At 61.5% G+C, this 17,801-nt stretch carries 13 protein-coding genes and 1 pseudogene; 8 read left to right on the top strand and 6 right to left on the bottom strand.

Annotated features, from left to right (window positions below; translation table 11 throughout):
- The first annotated feature begins 632 nt into the window (after positions 1-632).
- Entirely contained in the window at positions 633-1,280 is a 648-nt protein-coding gene (locus tag MRBLSP13_RS03480) for a prolyl hydroxylase family protein (protein WP_363752734.1), read from the top strand.
- 232 nt (positions 1,281-1,512) lie between these two features.
- Here MRBLSP13_RS03480 and MRBLSP13_RS03475 read toward each other — a convergent pair whose 3' ends face one another.
- From MRBLSP13_RS03475 to MRBLSP13_RS03455, 5 genes are all read right to left on the bottom strand, one after another.
- Positions 1,513-4,203: a TonB-dependent receptor domain-containing protein gene (locus MRBLSP13_RS03475; RefSeq protein WP_363752732.1), complete on the bottom strand. Its 2,691-nt coding sequence runs from the start codon at positions 4,201-4,203 to the stop codon at positions 1,513-1,515.
- A 91-nt stretch (positions 4,204-4,294) separates the two neighbouring features.
- The gene (locus MRBLSP13_RS03470; protein WP_363752730.1) at positions 4,295-5,944 is read right to left on the bottom strand and encodes a hypothetical protein; all 1,650 of its coding nucleotides are present in this window, start codon (positions 5,942-5,944) and stop codon (positions 4,295-4,297) included.
- A 247-nt stretch (positions 5,945-6,191) separates the two neighbouring features.
- Entirely contained in the window at positions 6,192-6,572 is a 381-nt protein-coding gene (locus MRBLSP13_RS03465) for a tetratricopeptide repeat protein (protein WP_363752727.1), read from the bottom strand.
- Positions 6,573-6,645: 73 nt separating this feature from the next.
- On the bottom strand, positions 6,646-6,945 hold the full coding sequence (locus MRBLSP13_RS03460) for a hypothetical protein (RefSeq protein WP_363752725.1): 300 nt from the start codon (positions 6,943-6,945) through the stop codon (positions 6,646-6,648).
- 223 nt (positions 6,946-7,168) lie between these two features.
- Entirely contained in the window at positions 7,169-7,804 is a 636-nt protein-coding gene (locus MRBLSP13_RS03455) for a TetR/AcrR family transcriptional regulator (RefSeq protein WP_133654896.1), read from the bottom strand.
- Between the two features lie 205 nt (positions 7,805-8,009).
- Between MRBLSP13_RS03455 and MRBLSP13_RS03450 the strand changes: the two genes are divergently transcribed.
- The 5 genes and pseudogenes from MRBLSP13_RS03450 to MRBLSP13_RS22480 form a co-directional block, all read left to right on the top strand.
- A complete protein-coding gene (locus MRBLSP13_RS03450; RefSeq protein ID WP_363752723.1) occupies positions 8,010-11,534 on the top strand; it encodes a thioester reductase domain-containing protein in 3,525 nt (1,174 codons plus the stop codon).
- Between the two features lie 20 nt (positions 11,535-11,554).
- Positions 11,555-13,147 carry a flavin-containing monooxygenase gene (locus MRBLSP13_RS03445; protein ID WP_363736709.1) on the top strand — a complete coding sequence of 531 codons (1,593 nt, stop codon included), beginning with the start codon at positions 11,555-11,557 and terminating at the stop codon, positions 13,145-13,147.
- Between the two features lie 29 nt (positions 13,148-13,176).
- Positions 13,177-14,793, top strand: a complete 1,617-nt coding sequence (locus MRBLSP13_RS03440; protein ID WP_363752721.1) for a GMC family oxidoreductase — start codon at positions 13,177-13,179, stop codon at positions 14,791-14,793.
- 149 nt (positions 14,794-14,942) lie between these two features.
- Complete coding sequence (locus MRBLSP13_RS03435; RefSeq protein WP_414714689.1) at positions 14,943-15,452, top strand: PepSY domain-containing protein; 510 nt, start codon at positions 14,943-14,945, stop codon at positions 15,450-15,452.
- 72 nt (positions 15,453-15,524) lie between these two features.
- Positions 15,525-15,680, top strand: a pseudogene (locus MRBLSP13_RS22480) (IS5/IS1182 family transposase); the annotation flags it as partial.
- Between the two features lie 21 nt (positions 15,681-15,701).
- On the opposite strand, the gene MRBLSP13_RS03430 reads toward MRBLSP13_RS22480, so the two are convergent.
- The gene (locus MRBLSP13_RS03430; RefSeq protein ID WP_363736714.1) at positions 15,702-16,595 is read right to left on the bottom strand and encodes a LysR family transcriptional regulator; all 894 of its coding nucleotides are present in this window, start codon (positions 16,593-16,595) and stop codon (positions 15,702-15,704) included.
- A gap of 75 nt (positions 16,596-16,670) precedes the next feature.
- Between MRBLSP13_RS03430 and MRBLSP13_RS03425 the strand changes: the two genes are divergently transcribed.
- Together MRBLSP13_RS03425 and MRBLSP13_RS03420 are read left to right on the top strand one after the other, a co-directional pair.
- Entirely contained in the window at positions 16,671-17,279 is a 609-nt protein-coding gene (locus tag MRBLSP13_RS03425; RefSeq protein WP_363752717.1) for a pyridoxamine 5'-phosphate oxidase family protein, read from the top strand.
- The gene (locus tag MRBLSP13_RS03420) at positions 17,276-17,686 is read left to right on the top strand and encodes a VOC family protein (RefSeq protein WP_363752715.1); all 411 of its coding nucleotides are present in this window, start codon (positions 17,276-17,278) and stop codon (positions 17,684-17,686) included. The genes MRBLSP13_RS03425 and MRBLSP13_RS03420 overlap by 4 nt, the downstream gene beginning before the upstream one ends.
- Positions 17,687-17,801 lie beyond the last annotated feature (115 nt).

Below are 17,801 nucleotides of genomic sequence, written 5' to 3'. Positions count from 1 at the left end.
CTCCAGCGCGAAGCCTCAATATGAGCCAGCGCCTTGGCTTCATCGTGAAAGATCGGGTCTGTGATGTTCGTTGCCATACAAATGGTATGGCTCAATCACGCTGCTAAGTAAAGTATATAATTGCCGAACATGGCGCAGAAAGCGGCGGCATTAGCCATATGAAGCTGCAAAAGCTGGTTTTCCATCCCAATCGTTGGTGGCTTGCTTCGCATGATGAACCTCTAACCACAGAGGCTCCGCAAGTGTGGAAGTTCTGTCCCGTGTTCAACTCCCGCTATAGCGCGCTTGCACCCTTTGGAATGCAGCCAATTGACTCGCCGCGCCGTACTGTTCCGATTGGGACAGCGCCGATTGTACCGATGATAAGAACGAAGTGAGGGAACTACTGAAGTGGGCTTGGCAACGCTACGGTGGACGTTCAGCCGGCCAGCTTTCTGCTATGACGCACGTATCCCAAGTTCAATCACTCTTCTGCCAAAATAGTGCTCGGTAATTTCTGTTACTATAAGATAACATTTTTGCGGTTGTATGATGACAATCACCCTGCGGGAATTATCAAGGCTTGCATTTCGCGCGACGGGCAATAGCAAATCCGACTTCGCGCCATGGCGCACCCATCTTCAGGACAGAATATGGCCGACTGCATGCCTCCCTCTGCGCCCGACGCAGACCCGCTATGGATCGCCGGACATGCGCGTGTACAGCGCGTCCCCAGTCGCGACCTCACCCTGTTCATCCAGCGCGGCTTCCTCTCGCAGCAGGAATGCGCCGATCTGATTGACCGGATCGAAGCCTGCCGTCGTCCCTCCACCATAGCGGACGCCAATGGCGACAGCGCCTTCCGCACCAGTGAGACATGCGACCTTGACGACGGCGATTCCTTCATCGCCACCATCGACGCCAAGCTGGCCGACTTCGCCGGCATCAATCCTATTTATGGAGAGCCCATCCAGGGCCAGCGCTATGCCGTGGGTCAGGAATTCAAGGCGCATACCGATTATTTCGAACCGGACGGTCCCGACTTCGACAAATATTGCTCAGTTGCTGGCAACCGCACCTGGACGCTGATGGTCTACCTCAATGAACCCGGCGCGGGTGGCGCGACCCGCTTCCCCAAGATTGGCAAGACGGTGCAACCCGAAGCCGGCAAGCTGCTCGCCTGGAACAACCGGCTAAGGGAAGGCGCATATAATCCGGCCAGCCTGCACCACGGCATGAAGGTGCGCAGCGGCGTCAAGCACATCATCACCAAATGGTATCGGGAGAAGCCTTGGCGCTGATTACATCTGAAGGAGGAGGAGGACATCGTCCCCGCGCGTCGAAATACAGCGATGCAGCTTGCGCAGCTGCTCGGCCGCGTAGGTCGCCCTCCGCCCCTCATCAGGGCAGGGACGACGACTTCCTTTCCCAGCCGCGTTGCTTGCCTCACGACGGAGGCCGCTTTGCAGACAAGATTGACAGGCTATGGCCGATCGCTCACCGATCGGCCACGCCATGAGAAACCGAATAATATCAGAAAGTGGTCGACAGTGAAAAATTGAAGGTTCGGCCGATACGGTATTTATTGTAGATCACGGTGTTAGTCGCGTTGGACTGAGTTTCCTTATAGTTATTGCCGAGAATATTTCGGGCTTCAAACTTCACATCGAACTGCCGACCCGCCACGCGCAAGCCCTGTCGCGCGACAAAGTCCAGATTAAGGCCGGGATATTCATAAACATCAGGCTGGTTCTGATTGGCAAGGCCGCGGCTAGTCACGCGCTTGCTGGCATAGGAGAATATCAGTGTCTGCTGCGAGAGGCTTTCCTGATCCTCGACGCCAAGCTGGAAATTCACCAAATGGTCCGACTGCCCGGTTAGCGATGCGCCGTTTCGGAAATAGTCGGTCGCCAGAGTCGAGGACGCGCCGAAAACCGCCACGGCGTCATTCGGGCCGACCTTCAATTTGGACTTGGTATAGGTATAGTTGGCGATGGCAACCAATCGGCGGGAGGCGAAAAAGGGATCGCTTCCTACGCCCGACAAGTCGATATATTTCTGCAACTCGACTTCGCCCCCATAGAGATTTGCCTTTGGCGCATTGGCGAAGCTGGTGACGAAATTGTCTCCGTTGAGTGTGATGAAGGTCTCGATCGGCTTGTCGATCTTCTTGAAGAAGCCTGCAATCGAGAAACGCTGATCGCGCGCGAAATACCATTCGTAGCGCGCTTCCGCGTTGAAAAGTTCGCTATCCTGCAAATGGGGGTTGCCCTGGTACCGGCGGTTGCTGTCCGGATCGAAATAGAATTGATAGATCAACTCGCGGAATTGCGGACGAGCAATAGTCTTGGAAGCGTTCAGGCGAACCTGCATGTCTGCCTGAACCTGCCAGGTCAGCGTCGCGCTGGGCAGCCAATAATCATTGTTGAGCTGCGTGGAGGCGGTGCTGGCGCCAGGCGTGCTGAACACCTGTAACGGTGCGACAGCTAGCTTTGCTGTTTCATAGCGGACGCCGGCATCAATCGACAGTTCCGGCGTTATCTGCCAGTTCAGTTTGCCATAGCCCGCATGGTTTTTCAGTGTCGCACGGAAAGCCGGATTGCCTTCGTTCGTCTCAATCAAACCGATATTGAAATAGTCGACGATCCCGGGCGCCAACAGCAGATCGGGCCGCAACACCCCCACGCCCTCGGGCATATCGCTCGACGCGCGGAACTGGAAGTCGCGACGCGAGCTGGTGCGGTTGGTGCTGACATAGGCGTAGCCCACCGTCGCGCCCAGCGCCGGTGACGATCGCCAGGTGAAATCCCAACCACCCGACCATAGATCTTCATTGAGGTCTGAATAGCTGACGGTGGCCGTCTGACCTGTATTGCCATTCAGGCGGTTGATAAACAGGTTGCCGAAGGGGTCGGCATCCGAATTGGTGCGAATATATTCAAAGGACAGTTCGTCCGGTGCCTCGCGTTGCGAATTGGCGAAGCCGCCGCGCACGTCCAGACTGAATTCGGGGCTGAACTTGAATTCACCCACCAGCTGAGTATCGATCAGCTGCCGCTCATACCAGGCCGTGTCCTGCTCCATGATGTCGGAGGTCGGCTGGGTCTGTGTATTGCCGATGCCGAGACGAGTATGCTTCAACGTGTCGCGAATATAGAGGTTCGTCCAGCGAATCTTGTTGTCGCCAAACTCCAGTCCCAAGCCCATGAGGGCGTTGACGATGATGCGGTTGTCGGTCGTGACTCGCTGAAAATCCGAGTTGAGCGCGGAAAGGTCCGGAGTAATCGAATTCTGCTGACGCTGGTCGCGTACGACCCACTTGTTGCTATAGCCAGCGGTTGCGATCACACCGAGCGTGGAACCGCCCAGATCGAACGAGGTGCCGCCCGCGATCGTTGCCGCATAATTGGGATCGAGATCGGAAATTCGCTGCACCGTCGCATTGCTGAAGCGAACGAGTTGGCCGGCAATTTGAGGCGTATCGACATTGCCCGAACTGATGCGCTCACCGCTGCGGAAAAAAGCTGCAAGTGCCGGTGGCAGATCGCGGCTGCCGTTGTCGAAACCGGTCCAGTCGCTTTTGCTGCCAAAGTAGCTGTAGCCCGGCTGGAAGCTGCTTTCGTCATTGGCGCCAATGCCGCCGCTGATCGTCACGAAGCTTTCTGCCGGGATGACGGTCGTGGTCAGGTTGATGACACCGCCGCCGAACTCGCCGGGATAGTTGGCCGAATAGCTCTTCTGAACCAGCGAGGAGGAAACGATATTGGTCGGGAACAGGTCCAGCGGGACGACGCGCTTCAGCGGCTCGGGGCTCGGCAAGGGCGAACCGTTGAGCAGCGCAAGCGAATAGCGATCGCCAAGGCCGCGGACATAGACAAAGCCGTTGCCGACCACGGACATGCCGGTCACGCGGCCAAGCGCACCCGCGATATTGCCGTCGCCCGTGCGCGCGATGTCCGCCGAGGACAGGATGGACACCACGGCTGGGACGCTCTTCTGGATGTTGGAGCCGCGCCGCCCAGTCACAATGATGTCCGAACCGGGGATCGAAACGTCGGGCGTCGCCTCGGCGGCGGAACGGCCGGGCTGTTCCGCCGGATCGGCCGATTCCGGTTGGCTGATGGTGGCATCGGCGGGCGCGGTCGCTTCCTGCGCTAGAGCAGCCGGCGCAACCAGCGCGGAAGAAAGAAGCAGCAGGCCCGCGAAGTTGAGCGGCGTCGCCATCGGAAGTCCCCTAATTTTATCAAGTGCAAGCATCGGGGCGGGATGCGGCCAGTGAAGACCTCATCCCGCCCCGCATTAGCTCAGGCCGGTTTTACAGCGGCACCGAGGTGCAGGCGCGGCGAGCGGTGCTCGTGTTGTCGAACGGCGCGAAGGCCGAGTTGCAGGTCCAGCCCGCGAACCAGGTGTCGTTCGCATCCTTGACCGCGCCGACATAGGTCGTCGTGTCGAAGAAGGCGTCCAGTGTCTTCGCGTCGGTCGCGGTTACGCCCGTCGTTTCGTTCGTTCCGTTGATGAACACGGCGCTTAGCGACGAGGTATAGGACACATTGTTGTTGTTGCCGGTGAAGAGCGACGCGACGTCGGCTGCGGTGTAGGCGGTCGAACCGCTGCCCGAACCGATGAACTTCGTCGCATTGCACTGCAGTAGAACCGAACGGGCCGTCAGCGTAGCGCGGGTGGAAGCCGTCCCGGTGCCGTGCAAGCGGACGCACTCATTATTCGGGGTGGCGACAATGCCGTTGACCAGCGTCAGGTCACTATTCCCGCGGTTCAGAATGGACGCCTGGTCATTAGCTTCATTATTGCTGCTGACATTGGGCTGAAGCGCTGTGAAGTTCGCCACAATCGTGTTCTGCCGCGGCGTGTCGCTTTCCAGGCCATTGCTGTCGATTTCCATCAGAGCGTCGCCCTGGCCTGGGCGTTGCACCAACAGAACGTACTGGAAACGCCCTTGGATGCCCGTGTCGGCGTCGAGGCTGTCATCGTCCGCCCCGGCCGCGATATAGTGCTTCATTCGCACGGTGCCACCGAAGAATTCCGCGCCATCGTCCGAGCTATTGAAGCTTTGGATATAGTCCAGCGTGGTGCCGCTGCCGATGCCTTCCCCGGTCAGCGCCTGGAGTTCGGTATTGGCGCCAAGCACATAGCCCGAATAGCGGATCTGCACATATTTCATGGTGCCCGCATTATAGGCGTCGTCACGACCGCCGAAAGTTGCCGGATCGGCCGAGCCTTCCGTCTGACGTTCGCAAGTGTCGGCAGCGACCGAGCCGCTGTTGCAGTCAGTGGTACGCGCACGGCCGAGCAGAACAACGCCGCCCCACTGACCGATCGAGTTTTCGGTGGTGTTACCGTTGAGATTGTCACGACTGGTGAAGACAATCGGCAAGCTCGCAGTGCCGACTGCATTGATCTTGTTGCCACGGTTGACGGCCAGCCAGCTAGTGCCGGTGCCACCATAAAGAACGACGCCAGGATCAATGGTCAACGTTACATTGGTATCGGCGGTCAGCTGACCACCGGTCAACGAGAAGCCATTGGCCGCAGTGCAACCGACGGTCGAACTGGTGAGCGGCGCTGATGTGGTTGGCGCCGCGAAACCGCTATCGCAGCCGACATCGACGCGGCCCTTGATCTGATAGACGAGCCCGGCGATCTTCGGCAAGGTGATGCTTTTAGCGATGATCGAAGGCAGCGTGCAGACGCGCCAGGTATCGCCATTGGAACCGGAAATGGTGCCTTCGTCAGCCAGCCCTTTGGGATCGGCGATTGTCGGACAGCCAGCGGCAGCTGTGATCGCAGTCGGGGTGGGAGTCGGCGTCGGCGTGGGCGTGGGCGTCGGGTTGATGATCACATTACCGCCGGTACCAGGCGAAGCGATATCATCGGCGCCACAGGCGCTCAGTGCGGCGCACGCACAGCTCGCCATTAAAAGGGTGTGAAAACGGTTATGCTTGGCCATGAGGTCTCCGCTCCGGCTTGAGCCGGTTTAAAATTGGTTGCGGAGCGCAAGGGGAAAACGAATCGGACAACGCCCCCTGTCGCCCTGGCTGGAGCACCTAGGCGTCATAAAAGACAAGGAGGTTTCACCGAAATGACAGATCAGAGAAATTAAGATGACAACTTTATGACGCTCGATCAACTCAGCGCCAAGTGGCTTCTATGAAACATGCGCGCCACTGCGAAATAGGCGCGCCTTGCCAGTTGACTCAACGCATGGCGAAATTCGTCTTCAGACGCCGCATAGCATTACGCGCAATTTCGCGCGAATAGCTTTGCCGCCCATCCGCCGTAATCAGAACGGTGTCCGGCGCGAAGCTAGCGGCTTGATAAGCATTTCGCGCGGACTTGAGTCTGCCCATGCCAGCATAAGCATTCCCAAGATTGATGAGACGCGCCGGATCATCAGCAAAATCAGAACGCAGCGACTCCAAGCGACGGGCCGCATCACGGTAATCGCCTGAAAGCAGCGCTGCCGATGCAAGACCACGATCAGAAACACCCACGACAATCGTCTCATCAGCAGCAAATGCCGTAGTCGAGACTTGTGCCGCCAAGGCCAGGACAAGAATCGCCGCCACCTTCCTCATCGATATTCTCCAAAAAAATCTTTCTATTATCGCGATGAATATTGCAGAATCATGACACCATAACAAGACCGCTTCAGGCTCCGGTTCTATATTTTTTTTGCATTAAAACAGTGACATACTGCATTGTCTCACCAATGTCATAATACTGTAACATAATGATGAATGGCGATAACTCATGATTCGGGCGATCGCCGGACATCTTGGTTAGAAGTGCCGCGGCCGGAGGCGGAGAGGGAAACGCCAGGTACTGCTTTTCGCTGGGCAAACGTGCAGTAACGAGGGAACAAGCCCGGCCAAGGCCGACAGCCGCCGCCGCTATCGCCGGCGCTAGATTATCGTGGGTCGGTCGGTTCAGGTCGACCGCAAACAGCATGGAACCTGCCGGAACCGTGATCCGCGTTCCCGGTGGGATGAGGCTTTCGACGAGTTGCGCATATTCGTTGGCCCTGCCGAGGCAATTGGGATGCGGTGTTCGCGGGGGCGAAGATCTGCACTTGGCTACTCACCGGCGACATTCGCGGCGGCCGCGGCGGGGGGAATGACGCCAATAGTAGAAATTTCGCCATAACGAATGGATGACAGGTGAGGACTTGGTATTAGAGGTTCGGATGAAGAATCTTGTGTATGATTGCAGTCACTGACGCCATGTCATTCTCGGTTCCGATCTCGGAATCCGGGTATAGCCAGTCGTGCAGAAGGACGGAACCGGCCACCATTGCAAAGGCATAACGAACTGCCCGTCCCGGCTCGACTATCGGGACCGTTTGAGAATTGACGTGCTGCTCCCGAATTCTGTCGGCCGATCCGGATAATAAATCCGACAGGCTATATCCTATCTCACGACCAATTTCGCTCGATTTTATCAAGGCCTTCAAAAGGTCGCTATTCTTGCTGAGGAAAAGATAGGTTTCCTGCGCGCCGTGCAAGTTCCTTTCCCTGATATCCGGCGCCATCGAATCCAGTTCGGCATGCAGGTCATTTATCTTGTCACGAAAAGGCTCCACTATCGATATTCTAAATAATTGAGCCTTGTTGACGAAGTATTTGAACAGAAGCCGCTCGGATATACCTGCCAGCTCCGCAATTTTCCGCGTCTTCGCCCCGGCCATTCCTTTTTCAGCGAATTCCGAACGTGCGGCGGCCAGGATAAGGGCGCGAACCTCTTCCGTTGGCCTTCGACGCCGCCGTGCTGTGGCTGGCGGTTCACCGGCTGTTGAAGGTCGAAGATTCATGCATTCACGTCCTTCCAATAGCTTTTTTCCTGCTTCGGCCTTCGTCTCGACGGCTCGGAAACCTTGGAAAAATGCCTGAATATGCGGGCCATCCCCTGGTCCAGTTATTCCGGCACGGGCGTATAGTCCAGTCTGCGTCTTGACATGAAAGGAAGTGAATGCTTCACAAAGGGGCCGCCTTCAGTCGGCCCAAGAGGAGAAGAGGATGACCCAAGAGGTGGACGAATGGGCGGACGTGGCAACCCTTCCCGGGGAGAGCCCGCCAGTCGATGAGCAGCTCCGGGCTATCCAGCCTGACGATCGCGTCACAGCTGCGATCGTCCAGCCAGGATTTCCGCTGACCCAGGCCTATTCGCTGCTGTTCGATGCCTATGCCAATCATCCCGCGCTGGGCGAGCGCGCCTGGCGCATGGTGGAGACGGAAGAAGCCACGCGGGTGCGCGACTATCTCGATGCGTTCTCCACGATCAGCTATGCCGAACTTGGGCAAAGGGTGACCGGACTTGCCACAGCCTGGCGACGGCATGACGAGCACATCGTCCGGCCGGGTGAATTCGTTGCGCTGTTCGGCCAGCCGGGAATTGACATCACCACCGGCATACTCGCGGCGATCTTCGCCCAGGCGGTGCACGTGCCCCTGCTGGCGTCCCAGGCGGCGGAGGACACCCGCACGATCCTGGACGAGATTGCGCCGGCGGCGATGCTGGTCGACATCCGCGATGTGGAGCGGATGGTCCCCTTCGCCCTCGCCACGCCCTCCCTGCGCAGCTTCGTCGTGCTGTCGGCCGATCTCCGCATCGACGAGGATGCGGGAATCATCGCGCGCGCGCGCGCGGCCCTGGCCCAAGCCGGCCACGCAATCGCCCTCGCCACCATCGACGAACTGATCGCCTTTGGGCGGGAGCGGACATTCGAACCGCTCCCGGCGGATCCCGCTGGCCAGGATGCCATGCTGGCGATCCTCTACACATCGGGCAGCACGGGCAAGCCCAAGGGGGCGATCTACAGCGAGGCGATCGTGCGCCTGCCGATCCTTCAGGTGGACAAGCCGCAGGCCAATATCGCGCTCATCTTCGCGGGGATGAACCACTCGCTCGGCTACTCGCATGTGTTCCGTACCCTCGCCCAGGGTGGGACGGTGTTTTTCACCCTGAAGAGCGACATGTCCTCGCTGTTCGACGACCTGCGGATCAGCCGGCCGACCCACCTCAACCTGTTTCCTCGCGTGATCGAGCAGATCTACCAATATTTCCTTGGCGAGGTCCTGCACCGGGTGAGCAGGGGCCAGGACCGGACCGAGGCGGAGACCGCGGTTCGCCAGGCCATGGCAAAGACGTTCCTGGGCGACCGGCTGGTCTTTGCAGTGGTCGGCGGCGCCCCGATATCGCGAGAGCTGCGCCAATTCTTCATGGATACGTTCGGCGTTCCGCTATGCGTAGGCTATGGCTCGACCGAAACCTCGGGCGTGACCTTCGACGGCCGGCTCGACCGCCGCTTCGTCACGGATTTCGAGCTGCGCGACGTGCCGGAGCTCGGCTATTCAAATACCGACCGCCCCTGGCCGCGCGGCGAACTGGCAGTCAAGACGCGCAGCGCCATTCCCGGCTATTACAAGGATGCCAAGGCCACGGCCGGGATCCGCGACGAGAATGGCTGGATCCTGACCGGCGATGTGTTCGAACTGCGCGAGGGCGAGGAACTGGTCTGGATCGACCGGCGAAATAATGTGCTGAAACTTTCCCAGGGCGAATATGTCGCGCTGAGCCAGTTGGAGATCGAATATGCCGGGTCGGTTCCCTGGATCAGGCAGATCTATCTCTATGGCACCTCGTTCCGACCCAATCTGGTCGCGGTGATCGTGCCCGACCGCGACCTTGCGGCCGGGCGGCTGGGCCATGCCCCTGACGAGACGGAACTGCGCAGCCTGCTTCACGCCGGCCTGGCCGAGGCCGCGCACAAGGCCGGTCTGCGCAAGTTCGAAATCCCGCGCGATTTCATCATCGAGGATGAACCCTTCACGATCGAAAGCGGTCTGCTGTCCACCATTCGCAAGCCGCTCAGGGCCGCGTTCAACCGCAAATATCAGGAGCGCCTGGAATCGCTCTATGATGGCATTGCGGCGCGCCAGCGCGAAGAGGTGCTGATGCTGCGCAATCCGGACTCGGGTCTGACGATCGAGGAGCGCATCGCGCTTGCCCTGCGTGCTACGCTGGGGCGTGACGATATCGATTTGTCGGGCAACCCCAGCTTTCTTGACCTTGGCGGCGATTCCTTCGACGCGATCACCCTGTCCATGCTGCTGGAAGATGTCTTTGGCACCGCCATCTCAGCCAGTGCCATCCTCAGCCCCAGCGGCGGTCCGCGGCGCTGGGCCGAAATGCTTCGCGGCGGCCAGGAGGAGGACAGCCTGACCTTCGCCGCCGTCCATGGCGACAATGCGCAGGTGCTTGACGCTGCGGACCTCGACCCCGCGCGCCTGTTGCCGGACGGGGTGGGCAAGGGCGCGAGTCCCGCCAAGGATGCGGCCATGACGCGCGTGGTGCTGGTGACCGGCGCGAACGGATTTCTGGGCCGTTTCGTCACGCTCGAATGGCTGGAGCGCCTCGCCCCGCTGGGCGGCAGGGTGATCGCCCTGGTCCGGGGCGTGGACGAGGCGGATGCGCGGCGCCGGCTGGAAGACGCCTACGGCGCTGATGACGCCGAACTTGCGAAGCGGTTCAGCGAGCTTGCGGCCGACCATCTCGAGGTCATTGCCGCCGATCTGGGCGAGCGGGGCCTTGGCATCGATGCAGCCGTTCGGGACGATCTCGCCCAACGGGTGGACCGGATCGTCCATGTCGGCGCACTGGTCAACCACCGCATGTCCTACAAGGACCTGTTCCAACCCAATGTGGCAGGGACTCTCGCCCTTATCGAACTGGCGCTTGCCGGGCGGATCAAACCGATCGACTTCGTCTCTTCCCGGGCGGTATCGGGATTGCCCGGCGTCGGCGGGGCCGATCTGGAAACGGCCGACATACGCGCCGCTCTGCCCCGGATTGCGCTCGGCGATGACTATGCTGTCGGCTATGCCGCCAGCAAATGGGCCGGCGAGGTCCTGCTGCGCCACGCGCATGAGCAGTTCGGCCTGCCGGTCAATGTGTTCCGGTGCGGGATGCTGATGGCGCATCGAAGATTCGTCGGGCAGATCAACGTCCCGGACCTGTTCATCCGCCTTCTGGCCAGTCTCGTGCTGGCGGGGGTACGCCCGCCTTCCTTCTATGCCGATGCCGCCGACCCGGCGGGGTTTGAAGGCTTGCCGGTCGACCATGTCGCCCGCGCCATGGTCGATCTCGCACTGGCCGGCGAGCCAGGCTATCGCAGCTTCGACGTTGCTCCCTCGATAGAGACGGGATCGGCCTCGCTCGATCGCGTCGCCGACTGGATCGAATCGGCCGGCTACCCCCTCGATCGGGCAAGCAGCCATGCGGAATGGCTGGCGCAGCTTGAGGCACGGCTGGAGCGCCTGCCCGCCCAGGCTCGTCAGTCCAGCGCCCTGCCGATTCTTTCCGCCTTCGCCGCGCCCATGACACGGAGCCAGGTCCGTGCGGGAGGGGCCTTCGCCCACGCGCTGCGGAACGACGGCAGCGAAGCGCCACCGGCCCTGACGGAGGCGTATCTGCACAAGCACCTCGCCGACATGCAGCAGCATGGTCTTATCTCACCGGCTTCCAAAGGATGTGTCCAATGACGAATGAAGTAGACGCGATCGTGGTCGGCGCCGGCTTTGCCGGGCTGTACATGCTGCACAACCTGCGGGAGAAGGGCTTGTCGGCCAAGCTGATCGAGGCGGGCAAGGACGTGGGCGGGGCGTGGTACTGGAACCGCTATCCGGGCCTGCGCTGTGACGTGGAATCGACCGATTACCAGTATCAGTTCTCGGACGAGATCGAGCGCGGGTGGGACTGGCCGGAGCGCTATTCCAAGGGGCCCGTGATCCAGAACTATCTGTCCTATGTCGCCGACACGCTGGACCTGCGCCGCGACATCCTGTTCGAGACGACGGCCACGGCGGCTACCTTCGAAGAGGACAGGCAAAGCTGGCTGGTCGAGACCGATCGCGGCGGCACCTTCCGTGCCAGCTACTTCATTCTCGCGGTGGGACCGCTGACTTCGGTGAACACGCCCCCCTTTGCCGGCATGGAGGAATTCAAGGGCCGCCTGTTCCATACCGCCCGCTGGCCGGAGGATCCTGTCGACTTCACCGGCCGCCGGGTCGGAATCATCGGCACCGGCTCGTCTGGCGTGCAGAGCATCCCGGTCATCGGCCAGGAAGCGGCCAGCCTGACGGTTTTCCAGCGCACCCCGGCCTTCAGCCTGCCGGCCGAAAATCGCGCGCTCTCGGCGGACGAGATTCGGCAGAAGCACGGGCAATTCGCCAGGGACCGCGAGGTGCGTCGCGCCTCTTCGGGAGGGCTGAGCTGGATGCTGGGCACGCGCAGTGCGCTTGAGGTCAGTGACGAGGAGCGCGAGGCCGAGTTCGAGCGCTGCTGGACGTTGGGCGGCTTCGCTTTCATCCAGTCCTTCCGTGACATCCTGCTCAGCCAGGAAGCGAACGACCTTGCCGCCGATTTCATCAAGCGCAAGATCCGGGCCAAGGTGAACGACCCGGAGACGGCTGCTGTCCTGACCTCGCAGGCATATCCGTTCGGTGCCAAGCGGCCGTGCCTTGACACCAACTACTATGAAACCTTCAATCTCCCGCACGTCCAACTGGTGGACCTGAGGAAAGCGCCGCTCGAACGGTTCTGTGCCGAAGGGATCGTCGCGGGTGGTGCAGTCCATGCATTCGACGATATCGTCCTGGCGACTGGATTCGATGCTGTGACCGGGGCCGTGCTCAAGCTGAAGATCACCGGTAAAGGTGGCCTTTCGCTCGGGGACGTGTGGTCGTCCGGACCGCAGACCTACCTCGGCATCGCTATCGCAGGCTTTCCCAACCTGTTCATGATCGACGGCGCGCAGAGCCCTTCGATCATAGTCAACGCTCCCTTGGCGATCGAGCAGCAGGTCGAATGGGTCGGCGATTGCATCGAGCAGATGCGTCGGAACGGCTACACGACAATTGAGGCAAGCGAACCAGCCCAACAAGAATGGGTTGCGCACGTGGGCGAGGTGGCCAACTACACGCTGATGGTAAATGCGGACTCCTGGGCCATGGGTGCCAATATTCCCGGCAAACCGCGCGTCTTTTCCTTCTATCTCGCCGGTCTCGATGCCTACCGCAACAGGTGCGCGGCAGTGGCTGACGGCGGCTATGAAGGTTTCCGCCTGGAAAAGGCGATGGGCGCGGTCGCCGCCTGACAGATTCGCAGGACGGACGGGAGGACGACATGGAGTTCGACTATATCATAGTCGGCGCGGGGTCGGCGGGCTGCGTCCTGGCCAACCGTCTCAGTGCGCGGACGGGCAACCGCGTCCTGCTGATCGAGGCCGGGGGCGATGATCGTCCGTTCCGCAACCCCCGGCAGTTTGTCCTGAACAGCCTGATCCACATTCCCGCCGGATACCGCTATACGATGGAGGCTCCGCCGCTTAGCTGGAACTATACGTCGGAACTGGGCGGGATCAACGCGGGCCGGTCCGCGCCGTACCCGCGCGGACGCGTCCTCGGCGGCAGCTCTTCCATCAATGGCATGATCTATGTGCGCGGACAGGCGGCGGATTACGACATGTGGTCGCAGCTTGGTTGCACCGGCTGGGGATGGAGCGATGTCCTGCCTCTGTTCAAGCGCAGCGAGGACCAATGCCGGGGGGCGGACGACGCCCATGGCGCCGGTGGCCCGCTGACGGTTTCCGACGTCCCCCGCGATCCCGTTTCGGACGCCGTTCTCGCAGCCGCCTCGCAGGCGGGACACAGGCTGGTCGACGACTATAATCGGGGCGATCCGGAGGGCTTTGCCTATATCCAGGCCACCCAGCGGCGCGGGCGGCGCCGGTCGAGCGCGGTCGCCTATCTCCACCCGATCATGCACCGCAAGAACCTCAAGGTCGAAACCGACACTCTGGTGACCGGCATCCTCATCGAGGAGGGCCGGGCGAAGGGTGTACGTGTCCGCAAGGGCGGCGAGACGCGCGAGATCGCCTGCCGGGGGGAAGTCATCCTGTGCGGAGGCGTGGTCAATTCCCCGCAGTTGCTCGAACTTTCGGGCATCGGCGATCCGGCGATCCTGCGTGCGGCAGGCATCGAGGTGCGCCACCCGCTGGCGGGCGTGGGCAAGAACCTTCAGGACCATTGGTGCACCATGCTGCGCTTCCGCCTGCGGCCGGGCACCCCGTCGATCAACACGGCGGTGAGCGGCGTCGGCCTGATGGGCGAGGTGGCGAAATATCTGTTCGCCCGGAAGGGGGCGCTATCCGCGCCGCCTGCCACTGTCATGGGGTTTGTCCGCAGCGAGGCGGTGCTCGACATCCCGGACATACAGGTCAATATGGTGAGCGCCTCGGCCGATCCCGCCACGGGCGAGATCGACAGCTTTCCCGGCGTCACCATCGCTGCTTGCCAATTGCGTCCGGCAAGCCGCGGCTCGATCCATGTCGCCAGCGCCGACGCGACCCGTCAGCCGCGCATCCTGCTCAACTTCCTCGACGCTGCCGAGGATCGCCGGAAGATCGCCGCGGGCCTTCGCATCAGCTGTGAGATATCCCGCCAGCCTGCGCTCGCATCAATAATCGAAGGGCCTGCCGGCGACCATCCGGACGAGAATGAAGAGGCGTCACTGCTCGAACATGCCCGCACTTTCGGTTACGGCATCTTCCACGGCGTGGGCACATGCGCGATGGGCGCCGACGAGCATGCTGTCGTCGATCCGCGCCTGCGCATACGGGGCATCGCAGGTCTGCGGGTGGCGGACGCCTCGATCATGCCGCGCATCGTCTCGGGGAACACCAACGCCGCCGCGATCATGATCGGCGAAAAGGCGTCGGACCTGATCCTGGCCGACGCCTGATCGGGGACATCAACGAGTGGACCCTCGCGTCCGAGCAGATTGGGAGTGGTCGAAATGGGCCGGATGCAAGGAAAAGTAGCCATCATCACTGGTGGCGCCCGAGGGATGGGGGGGCCACCGCCCGGGCCATGTCGGCTGAGGGAGCAAGCGTGATCGCGGCTCGTGCGATGCCGACCAGCGTCGCGCTGGACCGGCTGGTTGCCATTGCGCGCAGAGCCGATCCTGCGCTCGATATTCGGGAAATCCGCATCACACCCGACAATGGCGTCATCTTTCTGGGCCAATCATCCGCCTGGCTGGTACGCGACCGAGCCAATGCGGTGGTGGTCGATCCGGCGACGTCGCGGGTTGTCGCGCGGCTGGATGGACGCGCACTGAGCGCGCATCAGCGCCTTTCCGAAATGGCCGATCCGCTGCATTTCGGCACGTTCGGCGGCCTGTGGACGAAAGCCGTCTGGTTCCTCTTCGGCGCATTGCTGACGGCGATGGCCGTCACCGGCACGATGATCTACGCGATGCGGCTGGCCAGATCGTCACGCTCCAACGCTGGCAGCATGAAGATCGCCTGGCAAGGCATGGGCGCCTGGGGATATATTGGCATCGCCCTCATTCTCCTCACCCTGATCCTGACGCCGGGGGCGATTGGGGGAGCAAGCTGAAGGACATCGACCGAGGCTCTGTAAAAACAGCTGCTTGTGATTGGGCTTCCTGGCGTTTCGGGAGACTTGGTCATGAGGCGTTTCGTCGACGGGCAAGATCGGCGGCAGGATAGCTTTCTGCCTGTATCGCTTGATGATTATGTCGCCGAGGATAACCCGGTGCGAGTGGTTGAGGCCTTCATCGATGAGCTGGATTTAGCAGCGCTCAACTTTGGCGGGATTCAACCGCGCTTCAACAGCGATTCTTCATCAACGCCACGCCATCTGCCTTGCCTGCTCCCGCATCGCCTCGATGAAGGCGCGAACCGCAGGCATGGCGGCCCTTCCGGGGTCGTAGAGCAGGCTCACCGGTATGGGCGGCGGCGCATGATCCGCCAGCACCTCGGCCAGGCGCCCGCTCGCGATGTTCGCTGCGGACTGGTAACTCAGCACATTGGCAAGCCCCACGCCCGCCTCCGCCGCGGCGATGGTCGCGTCGATACTATTGACGGTCAGCCGGGGAACCGCCTCCGCGATTGTCTCGCCTCGCGGTCCAAAAGGCCAGGCGCTGCCGACGCGCACCCCGCTGCCCGCAACGCAGCGATGCCTCGAGAGATCGGCAGGATCCTTGGGCACACCATGCTCGGCAAGATAGGCCGGACTTGCCACGATGGTCTGCCGCACCGATCCTATCGTCACCACCCGCAGCGCGCTGTCGGTCAACGCGCCGATCCGCACCGCCACGTCGATCCCCTCTTCGATGATGCGGACATTGCGGTCGAGCAGCATCATGCGTGCTGTCAGTCCGGCATGGGTCGCCAGCAGCGCGTTGATGACAGGCAGCACATGCAGACGCCCGAACATCACCGGAGCGGTCACATAGAGCTGCCCACGCGGCACGGACCGCCCTCCCATCGCGATCTGCTCCGCCTCGCGCAATTCGGACAATATGCGCCGTGCCCGGTCGAGAAAGGCGGCCCCCTCGTCCGTCAGCGACACCGCCCGCGTCGAGCGATGGAACAGAGTGACACCAAGATGACGTTCGAGCGCCGCGATCGCACGGGTGACGGCCGGCGGCGACATTTCCAGCGCCCGCGCTGCCGCTGCAAAGCCGCGCTGGTCTGCCACCGCGACAAAGGCGGAAAGGCTCTCGAAACGATCCATTATTCCTCAAATTGAAATAGTGAAGACCAATCATCGCGGATTATCGCCATTGTAGCAACGCGCTATTTCCAGCCCATGGCACAGACTTTCCTCCATACCCTCTTCGGTCTCGGCGCCCGAGCCTTGCAGGCGGCTGCCGGATCACGTGCTTCCTATGCCCGTATGGAAGCCGGTGCCGGTCCGGTCGACAGGCTGACCGACCGCGAACTGGACTTCATCTCGGCCCGCGACAGCTTCTACATGGCGAGCGTCTCCGAGGATGGATGGCCTTATGTCCAGCATCGCGGCGGTCCGGCGGGTTTCCTGCGGCATGTGACGGGCAATCGTATCGGTTTCGCGGACTATCGCGGTAATCGGCAATATCTCTCCACCGCCCATGTCGCCGCCGACGACCGCGTCGCGCTGTTCCTGATGGATTATCCAAACCGCCGTCGGCTCAAGATGATTGGACATGCCCGTGCCAGCGAAGACCCGGCGGACATCGCCGCGCTGATGCCGCCTGATTATGCGGCAGAGCCCGAGCGCGCCTTCCTGATCGATGTCATCGGCTTCGACTGGAACTGTCCGCAGCACATCACCCCGCGCTTCACCGGGGTAGAGGTCCGGCGGGCTTCCCAACCCCTCATCGACGAAATCGCGGCGCTGCGTGCCCGCATTACCCAACTGGAAGGACAGGAATCATGACCGGCAAGCTCACCCAGGGTGTCCATCACATCGGCCTCACCGTACCCGATCTCGATCAGGCGCGCGCCTTCTTCTGCGGCACGCTGGGCTTCGCGGAGACGGGCGGCGTTCCGGACTATCCGTCCATCTTCGTGTCCGACGGCGCGATCCTGCTGACGCTGTGGCGCGCGGCTGACCCGCTCACTGCCCGGGCCTTCGACCGGCGCGCCAATATCGGCCTCCATCATCTCTCGCTGTCAGTCGCCGACGATGCCGCGCTGGATGCGGCGTGGGACGCAGTAACGGCGCATCCCGAAGTGGCGGTCGATGCCGCGCCCGGCCCCATCAGCCCGACTTCCTCGACGCGCCACTTCCTCATCTTCATTCCCGGTGGCATTCGTCTTGAGTTCGCCACGCCTTTTGCCTGAAAGGACCCGACGATGTCGCGACCACCAGTCGCCCATGATCGTCGTACACTGCATGATGCGCACTTCGTCAGGCGACGACCCGTCATTGCTCTGCCTGCCGACGGATCTGTTCTGA

This window comes from Sphingobium sp. LSP13-1-1.1 (assembly GCF_040676415.1).
Classification (GTDB): Bacteria; Pseudomonadota; Alphaproteobacteria; order Sphingomonadales; family Sphingomonadaceae; genus Sphingobium.
This window is presented reverse-complemented; position numbering and strand designations above follow the sequence as displayed.

Bases quoted from the DNA above. Each gene is read 5' to 3' on its own strand.
- MRBLSP13_RS03480 (WP_363752734.1), top strand. From the start codon at position 633: ATGGCCGACTGCATGCCTCCCTCTGCGCCCGACGCAGACCCGCTATGG.
- MRBLSP13_RS03475 (WP_363752732.1), bottom strand. From the start codon at position 4,203: ATGGCGACGCCGCTCAACTTCGCGGGCCTGCTGCTTCTTTCTTCCGCG.
- MRBLSP13_RS03470 (WP_363752730.1), bottom strand. From the start codon at position 5,944: ATGGCCAAGCATAACCGTTTTCACACCCTTTTAATGGCGAGCTGTGCG.
- MRBLSP13_RS03465 (WP_363752727.1), bottom strand. From the start codon at position 6,572: ATGAGGAAGGTGGCGGCGATTCTTGTCCTGGCCTTGGCGGCACAAGTC.
- MRBLSP13_RS03460 (WP_363752725.1), bottom strand. From the start codon at position 6,945: ATGCTGTTTGCGGTCGACCTGAACCGACCGACCCACGATAATCTAGCG.
- MRBLSP13_RS03455 (WP_133654896.1), bottom strand. From the start codon at position 7,804: ATGAATCTTCGACCTTCAACAGCCGGTGAACCGCCAGCCACAGCACGG.
- MRBLSP13_RS03450 (WP_363752723.1), top strand. From the start codon at position 8,010: ATGACCCAAGAGGTGGACGAATGGGCGGACGTGGCAACCCTTCCCGGG.
- MRBLSP13_RS03440 (WP_363752721.1), top strand. From the start codon at position 13,177: ATGGAGTTCGACTATATCATAGTCGGCGCGGGGTCGGCGGGCTGCGTC.
- MRBLSP13_RS03430 (WP_363736714.1), bottom strand. From the start codon at position 16,595: ATGGATCGTTTCGAGAGCCTTTCCGCCTTTGTCGCGGTGGCAGACCAG.
- MRBLSP13_RS03425 (WP_363752717.1), top strand. From the start codon at position 16,671: ATGGCACAGACTTTCCTCCATACCCTCTTCGGTCTCGGCGCCCGAGCC.
- MRBLSP13_RS03420 (WP_363752715.1), top strand. From the start codon at position 17,276: ATGACCGGCAAGCTCACCCAGGGTGTCCATCACATCGGCCTCACCGTA.